Below are 24,027 nucleotides of genomic sequence, written 5' to 3'. Positions count from 1 at the left end.
ACTTAGGATAGTAGCTGATAGGTGAACTAATTTAGATCTTAAAATTTGTTTCATGGAGAGAGTCAATTGTGCTTAATAAAGCCGTTGACTCTTTTTTTTAGAGCAGGTTTGAGTATAATTCCGTGTCGCCTTTCATGATTTTGGCCTGCGGGCAGAGTTTCATCTCCAGATGGATCGGTATGGCCGAGCGGACGCCGAATTTTCGAGAATAATGCCACAATACCTCTTTCGCCTCCGCCGATGATCAGCGGGATGCCGTTTAGGGCTGAATTTGCCGGTTTTTCCCAGGAGACAAAAAATGTATTGATATCGATACGTACCACTGACCTTTCCATAATCTTATCATTTATACAAAACACAATTATTACAGATTGTGATATTTTTAAAAAAAAATATTTGTTATAATTACTAACAAAATTGTTTAGTCATTATTTTTCCATAGCAACGGGTGCCTGTAAATATTGAAATTTTATAGATACAGCTGAATTAAGAAATTGTAAAAAGATTTTTTTTTAATGTGTTTTTTCCTAAATAAGAATTATCTTTACTATCCTTGGTCCGGTTTTGGACATTATTACGAACCCTGAATTTACGCCCGCGGTAAATTATAAATGCTGTTCTGCTGCTGCAGAATTCTCCATTTAATAATATAAAATTTTTGATTATGGCCGCTGACAACGACAATGCCCAGAGATGTATCTATTTAGCAGATGACGACAGCGACGACAGGGAATTTTTTGCCGATGCGCTAAGCGAAGCTGCTCCCGATGCTGTGCTGGAACAGGCAGAGGACGGGATGTATTTAATGGATAAGCTGTTTGCTCTTTCAAGTGATGAGCTTCCTGACTTTATTTTTCTTGATATCAATATGCCCCGCAAATCAGGCCTTGAATGTCTGGAAGAAATAAGAAGCCATAGCGGCAGGCTCAAAGAAGTGAATGTTGTTATGCTCTCCACCAGCAGTGATCCGGACAATGTTCAGAAAGCACTCGATCTGGGAGCCGCATTTTACGCAGTCAAGCCCAGTTCATTTGAAAAGCTGAAATCCCTGCTGGAGGATATCCTGGGCATGAACCTTATTTTGGCTTTAGAAGGAAACAGAAAATTTCTGTTTAAATAACTTTTATCCTATTGCCTATAACAGCGGTGTAAAAAAAAAAAAGCAGTAAACTCCTAATCTGGTAGTTTATTGCTTTGAAGCTGGGTACTGGATTTTTTTTATTTCCTGTAATCTGTTTATTTCCAGCCTTATTTTATACCTATTTATCGAAAAAGAGGTCAGACCATCCGTTTTGTCTGTCCTGTTATCCCGGAATCTATCCATCTGTTTTTTCCCGGTGATAGCGCCTGAGCCATTGTTCCATTTTCTCAAGAAGCTGGATTTCGTTTTTGTCGCCTGTGGGATTGGTAAGGCCGCTTATGGTCCTTTGGTAATTGAACTTTTTATTTTCAAAGCGGCAGGTGAATTTTGGCACCTCGTTGTGCGATACCAGCCATATGCCGGCTCCTGCGTCTTTTATTTCAAACTTTTTCATATCTCATGACCGCCCAAGCTTTGGCAGCTTCAGCTTTAATGTAAAAGGCAAAATTACGGGTTTTATTTGAATTGCTGTCCCTTTTGATATTAAGTCGGAGGGGCTTTTAAAGCGTAGATAAGAAAAAATATCCCAAAAAAAGCCTGCGAAATGCAGTCACTTCGCAGGCTTTTCTATTTTGAATATTTGGAAAGAGCAATATCTTTAATCTTCATCATCCTCATCGGCCTGGGACTCATCAAGGGTTCTTCTGTCCGCATCGTCATGGTCCAGTTCGGTGGGCTGGTGGTCGGCAGACCTCTCATCGCTGTAATGCTGGTTAACACCCGGACCCGTGTGTTCCATGGTTTCGGACTGGATGGATTCTTCGCCCATGTGATACATGCTGTCATCCTGACGGTAGGTATCGTAGTTTTCTTGTGGTATCATAATGTTTCAATTAAATAGTTAATAATTTTTGTAAAGGTCTTCTTTGTATTCCTTGCTTTTTAAAGCTTAGTGAGAAGAAGGTAGCATAAAATTAAAAATTAGAAACCTGATAAAATTATACGATCATCTGATATACTTGTATTATTTTCAGATGGTTATAAGATTGGCTGTCGTAAAATGTGGTATGGATATTTTATTTAGTATTTTTTTGGAGCTATTCCCGCTATCCGTTGCAATCTTTTGTGCCGAACGCCGGCACAAAAGGATTTCCACTTCTATCGGGGCTAAAAAGTTGAATCCGGTTTTTAGTGGCTGTCATTTTTAAAAGAATTTTCTTCTTACAGTCTTTTGTCTCTAGTAGGGCAGGCATCATTACCCAGGACCGTAAGTTCTTGTATAAGCAACATCTAAGGAAGTAGAAGAGGTTATTCAAATGTTTTTTTAGTTTTTTTAATCACCTTTAGGAAGTGATGACTTGGGCAGTAAGACAAGCAGTAAAAGTACGCCAGTCAGGCAGAGGATATTAATGCCCATCCCATACAAAAAGGCATTGTAGTAAGATTCGAAGTTATCACCGCCCTTAACCATATGATAGAATACCGCGCCTGTGATGGCGATTCCAAATGCTCCAAAGAGCTGTTGCACCGTAACATACAGCCCTGATGCGTTGCCGGCCAGATTTTCCGTTAACCCGCTAATGGCAATATTGGCAAAGGATGGTAAAACCAAAGCTACACCCAAGCCATGCAGAAACATTATTGTTAATCTTACGTATGGCAATCCGTTGTGGTAAAAGGTGAATAACTGTAAAATTATAGCCCCAATAATCATTAGCACACCAAAAATTAAAACCGCCCTGCCATATCGCAGAAGCAGTTTAGCGGTAAGCAGCGAGGCTGAGATAAAACCCAGTCCCTGGGCAACTACAAAATAGCCGGCCTGCATGGGAGACAGCTGTAATCCTTTCTGTAAAAATAAAGTGAGTATGAAAAAGTAAGAGTCAAGCATCAGCATAAAAAGGGCGACGGCGGCCAGTGCCATATTAAAAGTTTTATATTTAAAGAGCGTAAGATTGAGCAATGCTGTCCTGCTTTTCCTGTTTTTATCCCTTTGATGCAGGACAAAAGCTGTAAGTATGATTAATGAAAGCAGTAGTGAAACCAGACAGTGGGCCGCGCCCAGGTCACGCCCAATGGTTACCGAGAAGATCAGGCATACAAGACCGGTACAAAGAAGGCACGAACCGGCATAATCCATTCCCATCGAGGACAGGTCCTTTGACTCTGGCAGGCAGGATTTGCCCAGCACTATTGCCGCTATACAGATGGGAACGTTCACCATAAAAATATACTGCCAGGACTGCTGCACTAAAACCGGTTCCAGCCCGACCAAATACCCGCCCAGAAACTGTCCAAGGATAGTGCCAATACCAATAGTAATTCCATAGAGGCCTATAGCGTAAGTCCTGTCTTTATGATCTGCAAAAAGGACCTGGATAAAGGATAATACCTGCGGGGACATTAAAGCCGCACTTACCCCTTGCAGGAACCGCATTACAATGAGCAGCCCGGGCTGTTTGGCAAAGCAGCAGCCCAAGGAGGTAACCATAAAAAGAAATATACCCAGCAAAAAAAGTTTTTTTCTGCCGTAATGGTCCCCGGCTTTTCCTCCTATAATCAAAAAAGAGGCAAGTCCTATCATGTATATGGAAACTATCAGCTGGATTTCACTATCGGTGGCATGGGTTCCCTGCTGTATGGAGGGAACAGCGACATTGATAATGAAAATGTCAACGATGGTAAGCAGATGTGCCAATAATAAGACAGCCAGCGCTGTCCATTTTTTTTTATTTGATGTCATAGTATATAGAAAGGTCTATCTATTTTTATTGAAAAAAATTAAATAAGCTGCGGTATAATCTCTTTGAGGGCCTGCAGATCTTTGGTATTGCCCTGTATGGCCGCCGATACCACAGCACCTTCGAGCAGTAAAAAGATGGTACTCGCTAAAGCAGCCGTTTGGTGCGGTTCTTTTCCGATCTGCTCTATAATCTTGTATAGAAAAGCACGTTGTTTTTCTTTATGGTGGGCAGCGAGTTCATTAACGCGTATATCTTTTCTTCCCATCTCTGCGTTTATTTTTATAAAATGACAGCCTGAAAAATTGGAATCTTCCTGCAGAGCGATACGGTAATCAATCATTTTTAATAGTTTTTCCCTTGGGTCTTTTGAGTCTTTTACATACAGATCAAGATTGGAAAAGAACGCTTCATCCTGCATTTCCAGGTAACTGTACAATAAATCATTCTTGGACTTATAATGTTTGTATAAGGAGCCTATTGCTATATCGGCCTGGGCTATAATCTGGTTGATTCCCGTGCTGTTGAAACCCTGGCTGTAAAACAAGCCCGAGGCCGTCTCCAGAATACGCTGCTGTACACTGCTTTTTTTGGCCATCACTTTTTTTTCAAAGGTATAAAAAAATAGATAGAGTTATCTATTTTTTTTTGCTAAAGTGGTAAATCTGCAGTTTAAGGATGTGAGCAAACCAAGTAAAGCTGTTTTTTTATAACATTTATACTCAATATGTTTTCAATCTTTTCATTTAATTTTTAAACTCTAGGTTAGTTAGAAATTACTAGCTTGTAATGTTTCGAACTTAAGATTTTAAATAGCTGTTATACAGTATTTTAAAATGTGTATTAAAACTAGTTGCACCGATTCTGCACCCATATTCAAATACATCTATTTTAATATTTTGGTTTTCCAAAATTGTCTTTTAATATACTCGGACCTAAACTCGTTAGATGTTGATTTTGTTGGATTTCTGTTTTTTTAAGATACCGCGTGCCATGATTCTGCCACAAAACTTCGACTTATGAGATATTACTAAAAAACCGCGTTGGATTTTTTGTGGCAGGAAAGTTATCCGCTCCATTCTTAGATTTCCCCATATACGCTATGTACGATATGCAGATGGCGGCTGTCCAGTTTGTTTCTTAAAGAAGTGGCCGAAATGTGTAGGATCGTCAAACCCCAGGCTGCGGCTTATTTCCGTGATATTGTAATGGCTGTGTTTCAATAATATTTTAGCTTCATTTATGATACGTGCCGAAATTAGAACTGTCGTGGTCTTACCAGTTGTAGTTTTCAAGGCATGATTTAAGTGGTTGACATGGATGTATAATTTTTCTGCATAATCACGTGGTGACCGCATCTCAAGTCTATTATGCTCAGGTTCGATTGGGAACTGAAGATCCAAAAGCTGGTTAAAAACAGATGTAATTCTAACATTAGCATCAATCTGCTCATAAAACGTCTTTGCAGGCTGTAATTTTTGTGCAAAATGGATTATTTCTGATATCTGATTACGAATTAAGTCATGCTTGAATTTATACTCCGACAACAGCTCCACCTGCATTTTATTAAAAATTTGAATGATCTTTTTTTCCTTTATTTTGTTTAAAATGTAAATCGGTTTAAACCCTGGCGTAAAAAGGGGAAGCTCTCTAATATCCTGTCTGTAATGCTCGTTAAAATATGGAGCCCTGAAAATGAAATACTGCCCCTGCAGTGTATTGTCCGGCATTTCTATGGTATAGGGGATTTCAGGACTAAAAAAAGCAAGGGTGGTTCCGTCTGCTTCCAGGCTTAGATCACCATAATGTATAATGCTTCTGCCCTTTAATAAAGTTACTTTATAAAAATCTCGGCGGCGGTATTTGATTACTAAGGGATCGGTGCAGTCTTCAAAAGAAAAGAGATTGAACTGTTTGGTATCATTATCCAATAGGCTAGATTCTTTCCCTAGTATATCTTTATAAAAATGTTCTAATGTTTCTTCCTTTTCCATACAGTAAAAGTAATTATTAAAAAATTATGGACAATCAATTATCTTGTGCAGGAATCATTGTATAAATTGACTCCTGTACAAGATAAAATAGTACTATTAGTTTTCTCCTGTAAGATTATTAACCAGCTCTAGTGCCTGCTGCGGGGATTTCAGGTAAACTTCGTAAATGTCCTTGGTCAGCCCAATATGCATCTCAAATTCATTCTTTTCAAGGCCGGATACTATTTCATTTACAGCCTTTTCTGGGGATATTTTCAGGTCTGACTGTACAGCACTTGAAAACGGACTGTCAACCAGCGGCAGCATCAGTTCAAATACTTTTACAGAAGATTTTTTTCTTTCCAGCACAAGTCTCATGCTTAAGATATAGGAATGTAAAGCTGCCTTTGCAGCGCTGTAAGTGGGATGTAAAAGATCAGGAGCAAATACTACCCCTGAGGTGGTTATCAGCATTGCAGCATCATCTTTTTCTGCAAGTAAGGATTCCAGTGCCTGCGTTAAATATACGGCCGAGTGATAATTTGTTGTCATCTCCGCAATACTGGTTTTGTAAGCATCTGCCTCTTCAAATAAATTGTAATTTGCAGCTATGCCCGCATTTAGGAATATCATATTTAGATCCTTGTGGTTTTCCTTAAGTTTGGCAACCAGTCGGGTTAAATCCTCAAAATTTGACAAATCACACGGTATTGCATGAGCATTCCGCAGCTTGTCAGCCTCTATTTTCAGTCGTTCTGCATTACGGGCAACCATAATTATGGTATTGCCATTTTTGCTGAGCTGTTTTGCTGCTTCTAAACCGACACCTGTGCCAGCGCCCGTGATTAATATGGTGTTCCCTGTAGTTTTCATAATTATTGTTTTGTTTTAAAGTCTACATTTTTGGCACATAAGTATCTTTCATGAACTGTATATAAGCACTATCGCTATTATTTTCTCTTTGTGCAATTGCCATTTCTGCATCGTTGCCTGCAATATAACGAAGTTGCGATGTTTGGTCAGAAGCTGCAGTATAAATAACTTCTGCAACCTGTTCAGCTGTTGACGGCTCGGTATGTAATGAAGACCATTGTGCTAGAAATTTATCCACAAAATCATCATAGACTTTAATTTGAGGGTGTGATGTAAAACTTGCCGCAGAATCAAATCCTGTTGATACGACACCAGGTTCCACGATTTTAACGGTTATGTTTTGCGTGGCAAGTTCATACGATAAGGATTCTGAAAAACCTTCAATAGCAAATTTAGAGGCATGATAAAGACTTATCGCAGGGAATGCGACACGTCCTCCTTTTGACGAGATATTTATTATTGTCCCAGACTGTTTCGCTCTAAAATAAGGAATAATAGCCTTAACTGTATTCATAACTCCAAATACATTTACTTCAAATTGTTTTCGAATTTGTTCTTCTGATGACAATTCGAAAATACCATAAACGCCAAATCCGGCATTATTTATCAGAGTGTCAATCTGGCCAAAGGTTTCGATGCCCAAATTAATAGCATTCTTTATAGATTCATTGTCCTGAACATCAAGTTTTGTCAATAAAACATTCTCCATTAAATTGAGTTCGTTCTCTTTTTCAGGAGATCTCATTGTTGCAATAACATTCCATCCTGAAGAAGCAAATTTTTTAGCAGCTGCTTTTCCTATTCCTGCAGATGCTCCGGTAATTAAGACAGTTTTTTTCATAATTTAAATTTTTATAAGTGATTTAGTTTCTATATTTCTCAAAAGCAGTTCAGCACATTTATCAAGATATCCCTCCACTGCTATTCTGTCTTCATGGACCTTGAGATCACGTTCTGTTTCCCATAATTCAATTATGTAAAAAAGAAGCGGATCAGCCTGGTCTGAAAATACATTATATTGAACGCAGCCCTGTTCTTTTGGTGTGCTGATTTTCAATTCATCAAGCAGCTTTAATAATTCGGCGGCGGCTTCACCATTTTTAGAAGTGAATTTGCTCAGTAGCTGTATCATGGTGTTGTGTTTAAATTTACAGTTACGAAATTAAGAGCTGCCCTTTAGGTAATTTTGGCACATTCAAACAATAACATGTATAATTCAAATAATTATTTACTTTGCACTTTCACAAACTATGGTACTGTTTTGGGAGTTTTCTATAGTATAGAAGCAGTATACTATTTAAATAAATTAGAATTCTTAATTTATTTTTCAAAAGGATTAAAGGAAATCCCAAAATTGATAAATCCTGAAATGTCTTGTTTCTGTTCCAGTACATAATCACTGGAACTTTCTCCTTTTCGCATGGCTTTAGAAATAAGAATATCGGCTATTCCGGCGCGAAATGCCGCCACGGTATTCTTTGCAAGGCAGTATTCAAAAACGGCACCTGTTTTGAGCTCCGTTCTTCTTAAATCATAGGGACCAGCAAATCCCGGATAGTCCAGATCAATATATAATGATTCGTTTTCAAGTTCTGTCCCCAGGGACAGTCTTCCTGTACCGGCGATGGTTCGTCGCAGATAGACCTGCCGCGGCAGTACGATATCAATCATCCAGGGAGAGTTTTCAGACTGATGCGTAAAGCTGAATGATGGCAGGGCAATAAAAGGAGACGACCGGTCCAGGAAGGTTACAAATCCTGCAGTAATTACAGTGCTTTTGGAACGCTTGAGAATCATGCTGGCTGACAGATTTCCCTTTACCCGTTCATAGCCTTTTTCCGATCCATCGGCAGCAGCATTCAAGGTATAGATAACTGGTTTTTGAAACAGTTTTGAAATTAGGGCAGCTGTTATTCCCGTAGAGAAATAATGGTAATCGATACTGCTGGAGAGCGGATAAGTTTGGTAAGGACCTGCATGTGTTACATTCTGAATATCAAAAGAATCGAATTTGCAGCGTCCGCTGCCGTACAGATTCCAGTTTTTATCTTTGACTATTGGCAGGTTCACAGCAAATTTAAGGCGCCGCTGGCTGCTGACAGTTTCTCTTTCCAAGTCATTATCTAATAGCTCTGATTTATAATCGGCAGCGGAGAACTGCTCAAACTGAAGATCAAAATTTCTGCGCTGGGGAAATCGTGCGGCAATTGCCGCACGCATTTTTTTTATCCAATCCATCAGTTACCTGGGCTTGTGTATTACTGAAAGTGCAGAGGAGCAGCAGCAGACAATGCTTTTTTTTTAAAGGATTTGTTTTGGATACAGCAGCTAAAGATTTTTTAAGGATTGATTTCATGGGGTAAATAATAGTTCATAAGTACGTCTGTAGTTGTGAATGGCAATAGAAGAGTCTGCACTAGGTGCTTTGAATTACTAGCAGTACTAGAGGAATTTATTTTCCATTTGCTTTATAATGGAGTATGGATTTTCGCAAAAACGGGACAAAAGATAAGCTCTTTTGTCCCGAATCATAACTCTCTATAAGGATCAGCAGTTAATAGAAAAATTGTTCAAAAACTATTTTGCCGTCCTGTACTTTGTACACACAGATTTCATCCATTGTGAATCTGTCTCTGCCTTTAAAAGTCATATCAGCTGACCAGGAAACTGTAAAGTAATCGCCTGCAATCACAGGGTCTGAAATAACACGGCCGTGAACCTGCTCAACTAAAGATTCAAATAATTCAGATTTTTTTAAAATCTGCGGCAGTCCCTCTGCCGTTTTAGGCAGCAGGTAATCATTCGCTTCAACGCTGACGCAATTATCGGCATATAATTGTGTTTGTGTTTCATAAAATTTATCTTGACGAACCAGTTCTATAAATTTAGCGGCAACATCTTTTGTACTTAAAATTGTTTCTTTCATTTTAAATGGAAATTTATTTAATACTCTTATTTCAGCTGGCAAAGTTAGGGTATAGAACTTACCATATGATAGCAGTTTCCTAAAGGAAAGCGCTTCCTTTTAGGAAAGTTTATTACCTTTCGGACATGAAAGCAACAGAAGAAAAAATAACTCAAGATCCGGTGCAATGCGCCCAGTCACTCAGAAATGTAATTGACGCTATGTTTGTTTTGAATGGAAAATGGAAACTGCCGCTAATCCTCTGCATTTCTCAGTCCGCAAAGCGCTTTTCTGAAATACAGAGCGAGGTACCTATATCGCCTAAGGTTTTAGCCAGTGAACTAAAGCACTTGGAATTAAATAACTTCATAAAACGCAGCGTTTTTCCAACTGCGCCGGTCACTATTATTTACGAGGCGACAGAGTACTGCATGACTTTAAAAAATGTAATATGTGAACTGGATCAATGGGGAGAGAAGCATAGAAAAGTCATAACTGGAAAGTAAAGAAAAGCCGTTCAGCTGAAAATAACTGAATTTTTTGATGCTGAAAAATATATTAAGTAAATTGAATCGGGGAGATAATATACTAAAGAATTTACGAGACTCTCAGCCCTCCCGTCTGGTTTTTATTATTTCCAATTCCATTGGAGTGATATTTTTCAATATATGCAGCAGAATTGGCTAAAGAGCAGTAAGCCCCTTCTTATGGGGGCAGGCAAGTTTTCATTTCTTTACATTTAATAAAATAAATATCTTAGAAACATCATGCAGCAGCAATTAAGGGACCATATTGAAAAGGTAATTTCTCTTACAGATGAAGAATTCACATTTGTAAGCAGGCATTTTTCCGTTCAAAAGTTTAAAAAGCACCAGTTTATAATTCAGAAAGGCGCAATTGCACCCTGTTTCTACTTTATAGCCTCCGGCCTGTTAAAATTAGTTTACACTGACGATTATGAAAAAGAACATGTAGTTTCATTTGCAATGGAGGACTGGTGGGAGAGCGACTTCTATGCTTTCTTTACACAATCGGAGGTCATGATGTCTTTGGAATGTCTTGAAGATTCAGAGGTGCTTTGCTTTACATTTGATGATTATAAAAAGCTGTGCAGCGGGCTGCAGAAGATGGAGCACTTCTTTTTGCAGAAAGCTAATTTTGGTTTTATTGGCTCGCAGCGCCGCATTATTTCCTGGATGACCTCCAATTCTAAAGAACGCTATGAGCAGTTTCTTAAACAATATCCCACACTGACGCAGCGTGTCCCTAAAAGTCTAATTGCGTCATATTTAGGTGTTTCCAGAGAAACCCTGAGCCGATTGTCTTCTTAATGTGACAATCATCACTTTTTAATTGTGATAATTGTCAAGAGCTGATTCCATTTCTTATATCCAATTTTGCAGAGTATAATTTTAAATAGAAAAGAAATGGAAAAAAGAGCTATAAATCCGTGGAAGTGGCAGGATGAGCGCAGCTACGTGCAGGCAGTGGAAGTTAAGAACCCGAATGGAACATTATATGTTTCGGGACAGACTGCGATCAGCGCTGAGGGAGCATCAAGTGACGAAGATATGGAATCACAGCTGAAACTTGCCATTAAAAACCTCGAGCAGGTAATCTCTGGAGCCGGTTATGAATGCAGCGGCATTGTCAGGTTAAACATTTACACAACGTCAACCGATGAGCTTTGGCCCCATTTTTCAATTCTTCAGGAATGGATTGCTAAAAACAACATCAAACAGGCTGCAACACTAATGGAAGTAAAAAGTCTTTTTGAAACCCTAAAGGTCGAGCTTGAGGCGACGGTGGTGAGATAATTCTGCCTCTTGCAATTCAATTTTGAGTCACTGAACTAAACCACTCTGCACTATAAGTGCAGAGGTTTGTTTGACGAGAGGCTGCAAGAAGGTATGTAATTGTTTTTTTATTCATTATCATTGACCGGTTCATCGTGATTCCTGATAATCTGTTTGCGATGTTCGGTTCCCCATTCCGATAGGCTGCGTATGACAGAAGTTAATTTTTTGCCATGACCAGTAAGTTCGTAATTAATCGCAATGGGATGGGAATCTATAATTTTTCTGCTTACCAATTTATTAATTTCCAGCTCCTTGAGTTCCTTGCTCAGCATTTTGTTAGAGATGCCTGTTACATCACCCAATAAATCTGAAAATCTTCTCTGACCGTTGTAACAAAGTGAGGCCAGTACTGATATCTTCCATTTCCCGCTTAAGACATACATTGCGTCATTTACAGCTCTGACATGAGCATTACAGTCATTATTTTCAATTTTATCATTCCTCATACGTAACTTGGTTTACTAAAGGTTACAATTACTTTTTTAGACTTTGTTACAAAAGTATACAAAAGAGAAATACCTTTGTAAATTAATAAGAGAATTTTAATCATGCTGAAGAGGAATAAATTACAATTTTTATTCCTTCAGTTAAAAAACTAAAAAATGGAACAGTTTACACTGACGGTTAAATTTACCGCGAAAAAGGAAAATCAGGAGCAATTTAAACAAGAACTTATCAAACTTTTCGATATAATCAACGAAGAGGAAAATCTGGTTAGTGCGGTCATTCATCAGAATATCCAAAAACCGGAAGAGTTTCTGGTTTATGAAATCTGGAATGATACAGTTGAACATTTTCTAAATGTGCATCTAAAAAAACCGTATGCACAAGAATGGGACCAGCTGCTCTTAGACATGGATGTGCTGCGTGAGCCTTCTATTTACGTTCCTTTTGGCAAGTATGGTAAAGAAAATAAGACTTCATTATAGATAATAAACGCATTTATATTCGGCATTTAAAATGTAAATATGTTTCCACGCCGATTTATATAGAATGAAGTAAAAAAAGCCTTCAACGTCATTAGATTTTGAAGGCTTTTTTGATAGGCCTGGCAGTGTAATGCTGGGCTATCTTTCCCCGCGCATTATCATCAGCACTTCAGTCCAGCTTTTCACCCTTTGGTGATGGTGCTGGTCCAAGTTATGATATGCATCAAACATTATTGCTTTACCATGACAGTAATCGAGGTTTTTGCAGTGGTCGTCGATCAGGTAATCGGTCTTGATGATGTTTTTATCCCCGCACAATACAATGTTGTTCCATTTTATAAACGGAAAATGTTCGGCAAGCCACTGCTGCTTTTCAAATAAGGAAAGAGGGAATTCCATCGCAGCAGATACAATATAAATCTCAAAATCTTCCATTAATGTCTTTACAGCCTCTACAGCGCCTTGCATTACGGGAATGCTTCTAAAAAAACCTGGTTCATTTAAGTACCCTTGAGTTCTGCTCTCTAGTGTTTGGGCACCTTTTGGTTTGATGATATCGCTTCTGGTAAGCGCAATTCCAGTTTCCGTAAGATACCTGCGCAAAAACTGCGATTCTATATCGGCAAGCACGCCGTCCATATCAATTGCAATAGTTTTTTTCATGTGTAAAAATTTAGTACACAAATTAAAGTAAAATATTGCATAATGTTGCAATATATTACGATATTTTTATATGTAAATTTGCATAAAGCAGTTGTTATGATTAAAAAAGGAAGACTAGATACCATATTGGAATTGGTAACCAAAAATAGAACAGTATCCCATAGTGAGCTTAGTGAGCTGCTAAATGTGCATGAAGATACAATACGCCGGGATATTAAAATACTCTCAGATAAGGGGCTGCTGTCGGCGGTAAGAGGAGGTGCCGTTTCACATGCGCCCATACCGCATCAGTTTCGTGATAGAGAGAAGCATATTATGGAACAAAAGAAGACAGCCGCATCCAAGGCGGTTGAATTGCTCCAGGACGGGCAGGTGGTATTTCTGGATGCAGGATCGTCTGTTCAGATCCTAGCGGAATTGATTCCTCTTGAGCGGCGACTCACAGTAATAACACACAGTTTCCCAGTTGTCAGTGTGCTTGAAAACCATCCCAATATTGAGATTCTTTTTGCTGCCGGCAGATTCGATAAACAGACCTGTGCTGTGATGGGACATGAAACAATTCAATTTTTTAAAAATTTCCGCGCAGACATATGTTTTAACGGTATCTGCAGCATAAATACTGATTTAGGCCTGACAACGGTAAGCCGTGAGGAGGCCGCAGTAAAACGCACTATGATGGAAATGGCAGAACAGAACGTCGCCTTGTCAACCCTTGATAAACTTCATACTGCCGAGGCCTATTATATTTGTCCGGTTAACAGCCTGAACGCAATTATAACTGATGCTGACCCGGATCACAAGATGCTGGATGTTTTTAAGCAGCTTGGCATAGCGGTTTATTGAGCTGTTTTTTTTAAGTTAAATCGAATAAAAAAAATAAAACTCCGCTTTACGTGCGGAGTTTTCTGCTAATTCAGCTGGATACTGTTTTATTGTAATAGCAGTGCAGTTACTTGGATGGAGTTTACCTTAAAGAGTAGTTAATGTAACCGCCGTCAGCGATTATCTCTGTTCCTGTAATAAAACTTGCTCCATCGGATGCCAGAAATAACACTGTTTTTGCAATTTCATCTGGATTTCCTAACCGCTGCAGTGCAACAGCATTTGCCATATTTTCTTTGGCATCTGTACTCAATACGCTGTCAAGTCCCGGGGTCGCAATAGGACCAGGACTGATAATGTTGACACGGATCTTACGGCCGGCGAGTTCATTGGCCGCTATCTGGGCAATTTTACTCAAAGCTGCTTTAGTAGCAGAGTATACTGCTGTTGCGATATTGGATGCTGTTGCAACTGTTGATGAAGTGAATATGACCGATGCACCGTCAGACAAATGAGGCAGTAATTTTTGCAGTGTGAAGAAATGTCCTTTAACGTTTGTGTTGAACTGGGCGTCAAAATCTTCTTCAGTAATCAGGCCGATGGGAGCAAATACGCCTATCCCTGCATTAAGGAACAAAACATCTATTTTGTTTTTGCTTTTGGAAAAAGATTTTTCTAAAAGCGATAATTCCGAAAGCTTAGAAGTATCGCATACTATTGTTTTTAGTTTAGAACTGCTGATCTCAGCAGCTGCTTTTTCTAGATTTGAAGCGGTACGTCCTGTGATCCATACATTTGCATCTGCCTTGATAAACTCGCTTGCAGCCGCAAAGCCTATACCTGTAGTGCCCCCAGTTATAAGAACATTTTTGTTTGAGAAATTCATTCCATGTGTTTTAATAGATTATACTGCAAAATTAAAACATTGAAGTTTATTCTAGTTACTTTGTAACAAAAAGTAACTGTAACTTAGAAGTAACTAAGTTACGCAGAGGTTATAAAAATCTTAGACGAAGCACCTAAGGCAGTATTGTGTAACTTTATAACACCATGTAAAAAGATGCCGGACATACAAATAAATAACAAACTGCGCAGATAAGATTTTTAATAATAGTTCGACTTTTTTAATTATTGCTTTTTTTGGAAGTCAATACTAGTTTGGCAGACAGCAGTTAATTAAAAGATTGTCTGAATTCAAGAGGAGACAGATTGGTTTTTATTTTAAAAAGGCGGCTGAAGGACTGGGGATGTTCAAACCCTAATCCGTAAGCAATTTCAGCTACGGACAAATCAGTAGCGGATAATTTTTCTTTTGCCTTTTCAACAAGTTTCTGATGGATATGATGCTGTGCGCTTTCTCCTGTAAAAGAGCGGAGCATGTCACTTAAATAGCTGGCTGATGTATTGAGCTTTTCAGCAAGACTGTGAACAGTAGGAATTCCTGCTGACGATGCCTTTTCGTCCTTAAAATGATCTTCAAGAATTTCTTCGAGTTTTTCAAGCAGGGTATTATTGGCGGATCTGCGCGTGATAAACTGCCTTTTATAAAATCGGTTGCTGTAATTCAGTAACAGTTCGATCTGCGAAATAATAACATCCTGGCTGAAATCATCTATCCTGCTGTTTAATTCTTCCTCCAGAATGGCAAAAATGGACATGATCGTTGTTTTTTCCTTCTCTGATAAATGAAGCGCTTCATTAGCGGCGTAAGAAAAGAAGCCGTATTCCCTGATTTTTCTGGCAAGCGGGTAAGACAGGAAAAAATCAGGATGTACAAGGAGCAGATAACCTGAAGCTGCCTGCTTGGAAGGGGACTCGAACAGCTGGCCTGGTGCTGTAAACACAAGACCTCCCTCACCAAAATCATAATAGTTTTGTCCGTACTTCGCCTTACCGCAGAGAAGGGTTTTGTAGGCAATTTTATAAAAATTTAAAACTATTGACCTCGGCAGTCCATGTGCCTCCAGTTTCAGTTCTGTGATGTCGATAAAACTAATCAGGGGATGCAAGGGCTTTTTAAGCCCGAACACCTCATGAAAATCAGATAGAGATTCAAATTTATATATACTATTCTGCTCTTTTTTCATATTGCAAATTTATAAAATTCCCTTATTAGTTTTTACCACGGGGTTTCTCCTGTCTGCGGATTATATTCTTCACTGATAAATTTCCCTGTAGGCCCCCCGGCGTCGATCATTGCATATTTTGCAATTCGCGCTGCAGCCTGCTGAACCGTTCCGGTTCCCCGGTGATTGTTAAAATCAGTTGCCACAAAACCTGGACATACGGCATTTACTTTAAATTTTGTTTCTCTTAATTCGTATGCAAGATCTATGGTATACATGTTCAGGGCCGCTTTCGACGCAGGGTAAACAGCTGCTTTATGTGTATAATACTTCCAGCTGGGATCACTGTGCAGTGTCAGGGAACAGCCGCTGGACGAGACATTTACAATACGCGGCTGGGAAGATTTTCTAAGTAAATCTATAAATGCCTGGGTAACTCTCACTACGCCGTACAGATTGGTTTCAAAAACGTCTTTAAACTGGCCGATACTTGCTTCTAGTGCTGATTGCGGCCAGCCCCCGTTAATTCCGGCATTATTGATCAAGGCATCGAGTGAATCCGTTTTGGCGCCTATTTGTTTTCGGGCTTCTTTTACAGATTGCGGATCAGTGACATCTAATTGTACGGCCTCGGCATTTTCCAGTCCTGCTTCTTTAAGCTTTTCGACAGCCGCTAAACCGTTTTCAAGTGAACGGCTTCCAATGTAAACAAAATATCCTTCTTTAAGCAGCAGCCGCGCTGTTTCAAATCCAATACTTTTATTAGCGCCGGTTATTAATGCTCTTTTCATCATTGTTAATTTGACTGGCTGTAGATTTCTGCAAATTCTTTGGCAAAGTCAGTCAGTTTTACTTTGCCCAGTACCGGCTTATTCAGGTAAAAATCGGTGTATAAACTCCCGTCTCTCTGTGCGGCCTGCATTTTTACAAAACCGCTGGCAATCCATTCATTAACGCCTGCTTCGAGCATGCCTGAAAGCATTTCCTGATCTGAAATTACAGACCATTGCAAATTTGGTTTTCCAATGGCAGTGCCTATTATTCTGGCCACTTCGTTTGGCGAGACTTCATCGCTGGCCAGATAGCGCACCGTTCTTCCATCAAATGGCTTTTCGATTTCCTGGGCAATAGCAGCCGCAATATCCAAAGGGGAGACCCATGGTTCTTCCTTATCGCCTCCGTAACTCTGTATTATTCTGCCCTGTGTTTTGATCGTCTGCATATATCGGAATATATTATTGTAAAAACCGACAGGTCTCATATACTTAATGGAAACAGCATCGGGAAGTTCCTTAAGAATGTTCTCTACGGTGTTATGAAGATATAAACTGCCTGTTCCCTGGTCAGTATGGGCGCCAATGCTGCTTAAATGTATAATGCGTGTCACTCCTGAATGCAGGACGGCCTGTTTGTAATTGCTGCCGATATTTTTAAAGGCGGCCACAAAATCCACATCCTTGTCAAAGATGCTGCCGATGCCTTCCCAGGCTTCCATAAGGTAGACAATATCGGCTCCCTTAAAAGTATGGGTTAAAAAGTCAGCATCCTGGATTGTGCCCACGGCCGCTTTGGCGCCCAGCGCTTCGATTTCTTTTTGTCTTTCGGCTCTGCTTGATATAACGGTCACCGAGTGCCCGTTCTGCACCAGTTCAATTACCAGCGGTTTTCCGATGTTCCCCAGGGAACCTGTCAGTACTATGTTCATATTTTTTAATTTTGTCTGCTGGGACAAAGTTCAGCATCAAATAAGATAATCGCATAACTCAATTAAGGAATTTTGTAGCCGTTTTTAGGTGGAGTTTACCGGGCTGCGGCTGACGGACTGCCTCTGGCAGCGCTTGCTGCCGGGGATTTTCAGCCCGGCGGACAGCGGTGTGTCAATTCTGCCGGCAGTACAGCGCAAAAGGATTTCCGCTGCACACAAGCGAAGCGGACCGGCGGAGCAATCGGGACCAGGGCCGCTGGAGACCCTGTTTTGACTTTGGAGAATTGAATATTTGAATCTCTTTGCAGAATTAAAAATCAGCTTCACATTATCATCCTTTGAAAAGCAGCTGATCGAATTTATTAGAATATAAGATTGATCACTGCTTTGTTTTTTGTGTTCGGATCCTGCCGGGTCATCATAGGTTAAATCAAAAGGAATTAATGCTCAAATCAGGGAGCTGTTATCTTGCTGGCTGCTCTTTACCGGAAACTGGTAAAATCTTTATCACAGCAGCAGTCTTTTTGATGATTTATAATAAAAAAAAGATATATTTGAAAATGAATACGCTGTCATAATTATCACATATACCTGCCGCGGTTTTTACGGCCTTGGCATTTTTATTACACTTATAAATAAGCCGGCAGATATAAAAAAAGAAATGAAAAAAATGAAACTAATTACAGTTATAATGCTGTTGAGCAGCTCTTTAATGAGCGCCCAGCTCAGCTTTGAAGATAGAATGGCTATATTTTTTAACGGGCAGAGCCAGAAAATCAGTAAAGAAAATTTAAGTGAGGTGTACGATGCTGTTTATGATATGACTTTGGAATTCAGTGCAGTAAACAGCACAAAATATGAAACCGAATCCTTAAAAGAAAATAAGATTTATAATAAAACTGTACTCGCCGGGGCAATAGATCAAAAAGGCCTGCTGTTTTTTAAGCAGAATGCAGCATTAACCCTTGAAAAAGAAGCATCAAAAAATTTTATTGTTTTAAAATCAAGTATACCCCTATACAGCCAGGAAGCTGATGCGCTCAACAGTGTGTCCATATCGGTTAAAGAGAATAAACTTTTGGATAAAAACAAAAACAAAGCCAGAATCAATAAAAACCACATCGCAAATTTTGGAACCTTCAGGGATTACACACAGGTAAACGGAGCTGAAAGACAGCAGACCTATAAAACCATAGAATTCAAAAACAGCATAGAGAATACAACAGGACCCTGGAGCGGAAGTGTGCTTTATGAAGTAAAAATCTTAACGGACTATCCCAGCATAAAACTTAGTCAAGCCGATTTTGGAAAATCTTTCGTCTTAAATAATAAAAGCATTACACTGATAAATGCGGTGAACAACCTTATAATTATAGACGGGATTACCATAGAGGATAATTTTGATATTACAGCCATCAATCTGGATAAAAACCAAAACGTCATAAAAAGCCCGTCCACCGGAAAATATCCGGTTTATAAAGACCTTTATGATCTCTATAATAAAAATCCAAACCTGACCAAAGAGCAGTTAAAAAAAGAACTGCCGCTGGAGAAATTACAAAAATTGAAAGACAATGGCTATTATTACGCCCTTATTAATGATTTCCCATTTAAGAACAGTTTTATTTTATTTTCACGGGCTTACGGAATTTCAAAAGATATTGAAGTAAAAATGTAAAGATCCCTGGCAGCTGGGAATGTTTTTATCTTAAAATTCAGTTTCCGTACGGAAAATCCCAGTACATTAAAATTTTCGCTGGGAAGGTTTAATATTACCTCGTGCGCCACCCGTTTCATCCCTGGTGCTTTCATCTTCCTGAAGCTCTTCGCTGCCGAGCTGACCAATTTCAAATTCCCTGCTTACGGGATTATCCTGGTCAGGCTGGGTGGTCTCAAAGCTGCCGCTTTGAGCCTCACTGCTGTTCTGGGTATCAATATCCGTTTCCAACCCCTCCGATGGGTCATTTTCCAGAAGGTCTTTTTCGATATCCTTTTCGGTGATATCTTTGGACTGGGGGTCTGATTCCTGATCAAGGTTCTCTGAATCATAAGGATTGCTGTTCTGCTCCGGGCTCAGGTCAGCTGCGTAATCCGGTCCGGCACTGCCGGTACTGGGGCGGGCCGCGGGGGAAGGAGCTTTTTACTGTCCCTTATGGCCTTTGTGCGGGTTTTGAAAATTCGGATCGTCCTGAGGGTTGTTTTGCTTTGTATGGGAAGCTGCCATTTTATTTTTTTTAGCTGGATTATTGCTGTTGTTTTTTTTAAAGTGGCGGGCGGGTTTGTTCACTGCGCGCTCTGCTGTTTGTGCTTTGTTAAAGGTAAGAAGGACAGCGGCACTTTTTTTTACACAATAATGGGCTGCAGTTATAAAATAGCGATCAGGTAATCAGGGGGTAGATTAATTGGGTAATGGGAATTGTCAGCGGAACCTAATACTGTCAATTGTATTTAATATTTTAATATTACTTTTCTGGAGCTTTTTCCCGCTATCCGTTGCAATCTTTTGCGCCGAACCCCGGCAAAAAAGGATTTCCACTGCTATCGGGGCTAAAAAATCGGACTCGATGGTTTTGTGACAGTAGCGGCAGCTTAATTATGAGCTGCCGCTAATGGAGGAAGCATTTAACAGTTTATGAATGTGGTTAGATAATCTATGCTCTTTTACTAAGATATACTCTGGTTATGGCAAGTGCGGGCTTAAGGTATAAAACAGCTTCACTATTGTTGCCAGCCACCTAACTCCATTCCAGAATATGCAGCTAAAAATCACCTGGGTCTGTATTGCGGTCAGTCCTATATTTTACGCCTAAATCTTTTCAGAAAACTTTTTTATTCTGCCGTTCCGCAAAAAAACAAATCAGCACCCTTGTTGAAACCGCCTAAGCTTTCTGTGGCAAAATTTGGATACCGCCTGTGTATTTAAAAAAGAACGATCTTGGAGAACACTTTTTAAAAACCTTCAATAGCTTGATCATTCTTTGTTACACGGTAAATCAGCGAATGAAAGTAAAATTTCCCCTGTTTACTGTGAGATTTGTTGATGAGCAGTGTTTTGTTGTTAAGTTTCCAATATGAAACCTGCCGTAGTCCTTCTGATAAAATTTCCTCACTTTGCTTCATTGGAGCGCAATTATAAAGTTGTGAATATTTAGCGTATAATTCATTGTACTTATCTATAAACTCCTGTGTTTTAGAAACTTTACCAGCATCCCAAAAAAATTGCTTTTGATAACCAATTATTTTATTGTTTTTGACAAGTATTGATATATCCCCTGTCTCTACTGTACCGTACATCAGATCAACTCCCAGAAAATCAAATTTTCCTTCTGTGCTGTAAAATTGATATGAGTTTTTCGGCTGGTATAAATCAAACTTGATTCCTTTTGTCAGTTTGTATTTTTTATTACTCAGGACATTTGGATATTGCGCTAAAAAGTCATCAAGAGTGATATCAAAAGGCAGGCTGTTGACAGAAAGCTCATCAAACCCTCTTGTGCATTGGTCCAATTTTTCCTGTTTCTCTTTTGCTATTTGCGCACTTACTTTTAGGTAACTTGCTTTATTCTTTGGTAGATTTAAGCTTTTTAATTTTTCACTAATGGCATAAACCTCCTTAAACTTATCGTCTAAACCTTTGCTCTCCATTACCTTTATATATTTCTCTGCATCGTTTAATAGTGAGATGTAAAGGGAAAATTGTTTTTCATCAGAGTAAAAAGCCGAAGGATTAAACAGTTTGTCCTGCGAAACCACACGCAAAAACAACGACTTATCGCTCATACCTCCAATGGCTTTTTCAAATTCGTTCACTTTTTGAATCGTGAGTTCATATCGCCCTTGGTTATAAGCGGTTTCAGCTTCTTCAAATTTTAACTCAGCAATTGCTTGGGCAAAAGCTGGTGTGGCAATAAGCAGGAAAAAGTAAAGTATTAATTTCATCGGTTCTCTTTTGGGTTTTAATTTATATAGTTGAGTGGTCAATTAGGTTATTCTATAATAGTACCGTAATTTTTTTTAGATTGTTTTTGTATAAATTTATCAACTTCATTTTTTGGCGCCGTCCCGTTTGTGGGGCGCATATCAATTTTTGCTGGTTTTTCAATTATATTGCCATAGTTTGGCTCCTGATTCTCTGCAGTTTGGGATACAGTTGCCGTTCCAGGTTTTCCTTTATAAAGTAGATTGTTTATCGTAACACCATAAATTTGCAGGCTGTTTATAAGTTCTGATCTTTTCTGCTCTGCCTGCTTCAGGGTGTAATAATAGCCATGTAATGTTTCTGCGTAAGGTGTAAGGCCGGCAGTTTCATTTTTAATCGTAGCTGTATAGGCACGCGTGCCGTCATTGTATTTTCCGATTTCAAAAACATTAGAGATATATGCCGCTGCACCATATTCGCTGCCTAAATCATTATACGAATAAATGAAATAGTAAATGCTGGCCGCTTTTTCCTGAGATGCCAGCGGAATATCTTTTGCAGGAAGTGCTGCAAAAGCATTTATACGGCTGCTTGTTTTTAAATACAGCTGATATTGCCGCTCCTGCTGTTCTGCTTCCCGCTGCTCTTGCAGGGCTTCTTGTCTTTCCTTATCGGCACGGTTTTGCTGGACATAGTCTGATATCAGATTGGTCATATCACTAATGCCTTTGTTGATAGTTTCTTCACGCTGTGCATTGTATGCTCGCTCCACAGCTAACTTCTGTTGGTACTGGGCCTGCTGCTCTGCAGGGCTTTTTTGTGCGGGCTGGTACTCTCTGCCGGTCTGGTACTGCACTTGCTGTGTTACTGTATTTTGTTGTATTTGCTGCTTGGCTGAACTTTGCTGGTATTCTTGCTGCTTGCGGATTTGTTCGGCGTTTTTTCTCTGCTCTTCTATTTTCTTCTGTTCTTGTTCTGCGTTCTTTTTTGCCGCTTTTTCTTCATTTTCTTTGGTTACGTCAACCACACTAGTTATGGTATAGTGCAGACTTTTAAAAAGGGTATATGATTTGCCTTCAGCAATTGCGCAGTCCTTGTTTCCGAAATAATTATGTACATAATCCTTCGATGGGGTGAATCTTTCATTAGCACGCAGATGAACTACATTGTTTACACCAAGGTTAAATGATTTTGCTCCTTCACAAGCCAGTTCAAGATCAATATGGACAACAATTTTATATTCGCGGCTGGTATTGTTCTGAACATAGAACAAATAGCTTTCATATCCGCTGCTCAATCCGGTTCTCACAGCACTGATTGTAAAGTTTGAGTTCGTCTGTTCAATGGGAATGCCAATACGCTGCGCGCGGGCTGAAAAACTTAGTAAAGAGGAAGTAATAAAAAACAAATACAGCAGACAGTTAGAAAGCTGCAGATTAAAATGAATCTCTTTTTTATGAAAATTTAAATGTGATGTTTTCATCTGGTTTATTTTAAATAGAGTAAAATAATCTCTGCAAATTAACATAAATCTATTGTTATCTGGAAATAAATCTGTTATCATCTTATTTTGATTATAAATATATGTAATTTAATTTCTCGACATAATATGAAAATACTCACAAACTCTATTGGAAAGGAATGCTGTAAACCTTTATACAAGGAAGAACCAGCTGTATTAATGCTTTCAGATATATCAAACAGCGCGTTTTTGACTTTTAATGCAGACAGCTTATCTGTAAACACAAGAACGGCAAAGCTTGCCCAATGGAAGCTTGGACTGAATTTTTCTTGCAGTCAGTCCTGGAGTGAGACGTGTTATACAGTTTTCTGCACAATGTATTTTCGGGCTTACTGCTTTTCTTGCTGACGGCTATTTATGCGTAGTATTCCGGCTGCTTCCCGTTTACTTTTATCAAAGCCCTGTATGCTTTTGTTTTATTTCAGGAGCAGAGTTAGCTCCTCTCAGGCTGCAGAGAGGGTCTCTGGCAGTTACTGTGAATATTGTAATATAGTTTACAGAAACAGATTAATGCCGCTATGCAATAAAAAACGTTAAAATAACGGTTCTTTATTGGCATCAGATCTGAATGCATTAGAATTTTCGCTGGGAAGGTTTATCATGGCCGGGCGCGCTGTTATCCGATTCATCTCGGGTAAGTTCATCTTCCTGAATCTCCTGGTTTCCAAGCTGCCCGATTTCGAATTCCCTTTTCACTGGATTATCCTGGTCAGGGGCTATGATTTCAAAAGTATCGCTTTGCTCTTCACTGCTGTTTTGGGTATCAATATCCGTTTCAAACCCCTCCGATGGGTCGTTGTCTATAAGGTCTTTTTCTATGTCCTTCTCGGTGATGTCTTTGGACCGGGGGCCGGTAATAATACTGCAGTAGAACCGATAAGCGATAGAAGGAATATTATGCCTTGCAGAGAAGGGCCGGAATAATCGGGTATTAAGTTGTGGCATGAATCTGATTTGGAGTGGTCA

At 39.3% G+C, this 24,027-nt stretch carries 28 protein-coding genes; 7 read left to right on the top strand and 21 right to left on the bottom strand.

The window, feature by feature from the left end:
- Window positions 1–62: 62 nt before the first annotated feature.
- Window positions 63–335, bottom strand: a complete 273-nt coding sequence (locus tag ACFSC2_RS21330) for a hypothetical protein (protein WP_465254559.1) — start codon at window positions 333–335, stop codon at window positions 63–65.
- A gap of 329 nt (window positions 336–664) precedes the next feature.
- Between ACFSC2_RS21330 and ACFSC2_RS21325 the strand changes: the two genes are divergently transcribed.
- On the top strand, window positions 665–1,120 hold the full coding sequence (locus tag ACFSC2_RS21325) for a response regulator (protein WP_379813107.1): 456 nt from the start codon (window positions 665–667) through the stop codon (window positions 1,118–1,120).
- 196 nt (window positions 1,121–1,316) lie between these two features.
- Here ACFSC2_RS21325 and ACFSC2_RS21320 read toward each other — a convergent pair whose 3' ends face one another.
- From ACFSC2_RS21320 to ACFSC2_RS21275, 10 genes are all read right to left on the bottom strand, one after another.
- On the bottom strand, window positions 1,317–1,535 hold the full coding sequence (locus tag ACFSC2_RS21320) for a hypothetical protein (RefSeq protein ID WP_379813105.1): 219 nt from the start codon (window positions 1,533–1,535) through the stop codon (window positions 1,317–1,319).
- 204 nt (window positions 1,536–1,739) lie between these two features.
- Window positions 1,740–1,964 carry a hypothetical protein gene (locus ACFSC2_RS21315; protein WP_379813103.1) on the bottom strand — a complete coding sequence of 75 codons (225 nt, stop codon included), beginning with the start codon at window positions 1,962–1,964 and terminating at the stop codon, window positions 1,740–1,742.
- 450 nt (window positions 1,965–2,414) lie between these two features.
- Window positions 2,415–3,824 carry an MFS transporter gene (locus ACFSC2_RS21310; protein ID WP_379813101.1) on the bottom strand — a complete coding sequence of 470 codons (1,410 nt, stop codon included), beginning with the start codon at window positions 3,822–3,824 and terminating at the stop codon, window positions 2,415–2,417.
- A gap of 38 nt (window positions 3,825–3,862) precedes the next feature.
- Window positions 3,863–4,420, bottom strand: a complete 558-nt coding sequence (locus ACFSC2_RS21305) for a TetR/AcrR family transcriptional regulator (RefSeq protein ID WP_379813099.1) — start codon at window positions 4,418–4,420, stop codon at window positions 3,863–3,865.
- Between the two features lie 502 nt (window positions 4,421–4,922).
- Window positions 4,923–5,816: a helix-turn-helix domain-containing protein gene (locus tag ACFSC2_RS21300; RefSeq protein ID WP_379813097.1), complete on the bottom strand. Its 894-nt coding sequence runs from the start codon at window positions 5,814–5,816 to the stop codon at window positions 4,923–4,925.
- 96 nt (window positions 5,817–5,912) lie between these two features.
- Entirely contained in the window at window positions 5,913–6,668 is a 756-nt protein-coding gene (locus tag ACFSC2_RS21295) for an SDR family oxidoreductase (protein ID WP_379813095.1), read from the bottom strand.
- A gap of 22 nt (window positions 6,669–6,690) precedes the next feature.
- The gene (locus ACFSC2_RS21290) at window positions 6,691–7,509 is read right to left on the bottom strand and encodes an SDR family oxidoreductase (protein WP_379813093.1); all 819 of its coding nucleotides are present in this window, start codon (window positions 7,507–7,509) and stop codon (window positions 6,691–6,693) included.
- A gap of 3 nt (window positions 7,510–7,512) precedes the next feature.
- On the bottom strand, window positions 7,513–7,800 hold the full coding sequence (locus ACFSC2_RS21285; RefSeq protein WP_379813091.1) for a putative quinol monooxygenase: 288 nt from the start codon (window positions 7,798–7,800) through the stop codon (window positions 7,513–7,515).
- 188 nt (window positions 7,801–7,988) lie between these two features.
- Window positions 7,989–8,888, bottom strand: a complete 900-nt coding sequence (locus ACFSC2_RS21280; protein ID WP_379818704.1) for a hypothetical protein — start codon at window positions 8,886–8,888, stop codon at window positions 7,989–7,991.
- 334 nt (window positions 8,889–9,222) lie between these two features.
- Complete coding sequence (locus ACFSC2_RS21275; RefSeq protein ID WP_379813087.1) at window positions 9,223–9,594, bottom strand: SnoaL-like domain-containing protein; 372 nt, start codon at window positions 9,592–9,594, stop codon at window positions 9,223–9,225.
- Window positions 9,595–9,719: 125 nt separating this feature from the next.
- Here ACFSC2_RS21275 and ACFSC2_RS21270 point away from each other — a divergent pair, with 125 nt between their 5' ends.
- The 3 genes from ACFSC2_RS21270 to ACFSC2_RS21260 all read left to right on the top strand — a co-directional run bounded on the left by ACFSC2_RS21270 (window position 9,720) and on the right by ACFSC2_RS21260 (window position 11,390).
- Window positions 9,720–10,079: a winged helix-turn-helix transcriptional regulator gene (locus ACFSC2_RS21270; protein WP_379813085.1), complete on the top strand. Its 360-nt coding sequence runs from the start codon at window positions 9,720–9,722 to the stop codon at window positions 10,077–10,079.
- A 261-nt stretch (window positions 10,080–10,340) separates the two neighbouring features.
- Window positions 10,341–10,904, top strand: coding sequence for a Crp/Fnr family transcriptional regulator (locus tag ACFSC2_RS21265; protein WP_379813084.1), 564 nt, complete (start codon window positions 10,341–10,343; stop codon window positions 10,902–10,904).
- Between the two features lie 96 nt (window positions 10,905–11,000).
- Window positions 11,001–11,390, top strand: a complete 390-nt coding sequence (locus tag ACFSC2_RS21260) for a RidA family protein (RefSeq protein WP_379813083.1) — start codon at window positions 11,001–11,003, stop codon at window positions 11,388–11,390.
- Between the two features lie 107 nt (window positions 11,391–11,497).
- On the opposite strand, the gene ACFSC2_RS21255 is transcribed toward ACFSC2_RS21260, so the two are convergent.
- On the bottom strand, window positions 11,498–11,878 hold the full coding sequence (locus tag ACFSC2_RS21255) for a winged helix-turn-helix transcriptional regulator (protein WP_379813082.1): 381 nt from the start codon (window positions 11,876–11,878) through the stop codon (window positions 11,498–11,500).
- A 156-nt stretch (window positions 11,879–12,034) separates the two neighbouring features.
- On the opposite strand from ACFSC2_RS21255, the gene ACFSC2_RS21250 reads away from it, so the two are divergent.
- Window positions 12,035–12,361: a putative quinol monooxygenase gene (locus tag ACFSC2_RS21250; RefSeq protein WP_113679285.1), complete on the top strand. Its 327-nt coding sequence runs from the start codon at window positions 12,035–12,037 to the stop codon at window positions 12,359–12,361.
- A gap of 138 nt (window positions 12,362–12,499) precedes the next feature.
- Here the strand turns inward: ACFSC2_RS21250 and ACFSC2_RS21245 are convergent, their stop codons facing one another.
- Window positions 12,500–13,024 (bottom strand): 5' nucleotidase, NT5C type, encoded by a 525-nt coding sequence (locus tag ACFSC2_RS21245; protein ID WP_379813081.1) that lies wholly within the window; start codon window positions 13,022–13,024, stop codon window positions 12,500–12,502.
- Between the two features lie 96 nt (window positions 13,025–13,120).
- Here ACFSC2_RS21245 and ACFSC2_RS21240 point away from each other — a divergent pair, with 96 nt between their 5' ends.
- Window positions 13,121–13,870, top strand: coding sequence for a DeoR/GlpR family DNA-binding transcription regulator (locus ACFSC2_RS21240; protein WP_379818702.1), 750 nt, complete (start codon window positions 13,121–13,123; stop codon window positions 13,868–13,870).
- A gap of 121 nt (window positions 13,871–13,991) precedes the next feature.
- On the opposite strand, the gene ACFSC2_RS21235 is transcribed toward ACFSC2_RS21240, so the two are convergent.
- The 4 genes from ACFSC2_RS21235 to ACFSC2_RS21220 form a co-directional block, all read right to left on the bottom strand.
- Window positions 13,992–14,735 carry an SDR family oxidoreductase gene (locus tag ACFSC2_RS21235; RefSeq protein ID WP_379813079.1) on the bottom strand — a complete coding sequence of 248 codons (744 nt, stop codon included), beginning with the start codon at window positions 14,733–14,735 and terminating at the stop codon, window positions 13,992–13,994.
- 286 nt (window positions 14,736–15,021) lie between these two features.
- The gene (locus ACFSC2_RS21230; RefSeq protein ID WP_379813078.1) at window positions 15,022–15,936 is read right to left on the bottom strand and encodes a helix-turn-helix domain-containing protein; all 915 of its coding nucleotides are present in this window, start codon (window positions 15,934–15,936) and stop codon (window positions 15,022–15,024) included.
- A gap of 32 nt (window positions 15,937–15,968) precedes the next feature.
- Entirely contained in the window at window positions 15,969–16,706 is a 738-nt protein-coding gene (locus ACFSC2_RS21225) for an SDR family oxidoreductase (RefSeq protein WP_379813077.1), read from the bottom strand.
- Between the two features lie 5 nt (window positions 16,707–16,711).
- A complete protein-coding gene (locus ACFSC2_RS21220) occupies window positions 16,712–17,620 on the bottom strand; it encodes an NAD(P)H-binding protein (RefSeq protein ID WP_379813076.1) in 909 nt (302 codons plus the stop codon).
- 670 nt (window positions 17,621–18,290) lie between these two features.
- Here ACFSC2_RS21220 and ACFSC2_RS21215 point away from each other — a divergent pair.
- Window positions 18,291–19,298, top strand: a complete 1,008-nt coding sequence (locus ACFSC2_RS21215) for a hypothetical protein (protein ID WP_379813075.1) — start codon at window positions 18,291–18,293, stop codon at window positions 19,296–19,298.
- Window positions 19,299–19,364: 66 nt separating this feature from the next.
- On the opposite strand, the gene ACFSC2_RS21210 is transcribed toward ACFSC2_RS21215, so the two are convergent.
- The 4 genes from ACFSC2_RS21210 to ACFSC2_RS21195 all read right to left on the bottom strand — a co-directional run bounded on the left by ACFSC2_RS21210 (window position 19,365) and on the right by ACFSC2_RS21195 (window position 24,006).
- Window positions 19,365–19,568, bottom strand: a complete 204-nt coding sequence (locus tag ACFSC2_RS21210) for a hypothetical protein (protein ID WP_379813074.1) — start codon at window positions 19,566–19,568, stop codon at window positions 19,365–19,367.
- Window positions 19,569–20,569: 1,001 nt separating this feature from the next.
- Window positions 20,570–21,559, bottom strand: coding sequence for a hypothetical protein (locus ACFSC2_RS21205; protein ID WP_379813073.1), 990 nt, complete (start codon window positions 21,557–21,559; stop codon window positions 20,570–20,572).
- Between the two features lie 47 nt (window positions 21,560–21,606).
- Entirely contained in the window at window positions 21,607–23,022 is a 1,416-nt protein-coding gene (locus ACFSC2_RS21200; RefSeq protein WP_379813072.1) for a hypothetical protein, read from the bottom strand.
- A 612-nt stretch (window positions 23,023–23,634) separates the two neighbouring features.
- Complete coding sequence (locus ACFSC2_RS21195) at window positions 23,635–24,006, bottom strand: hypothetical protein (protein ID WP_379813071.1); 372 nt, start codon at window positions 24,004–24,006, stop codon at window positions 23,635–23,637.
- Window positions 24,007–24,027 lie beyond the last annotated feature (21 nt).

It is taken from the genome of Flavobacterium artemisiae (assembly GCF_042678225.1).
GTDB classification, from domain to species: domain Bacteria; phylum Bacteroidota; class Bacteroidia; order Flavobacteriales; family Flavobacteriaceae; genus Flavobacterium; species Flavobacterium artemisiae.
Note: the sequence above shows the minus strand (reverse complement) of the source record. Positions and strands in the feature narration are given on the sequence as shown.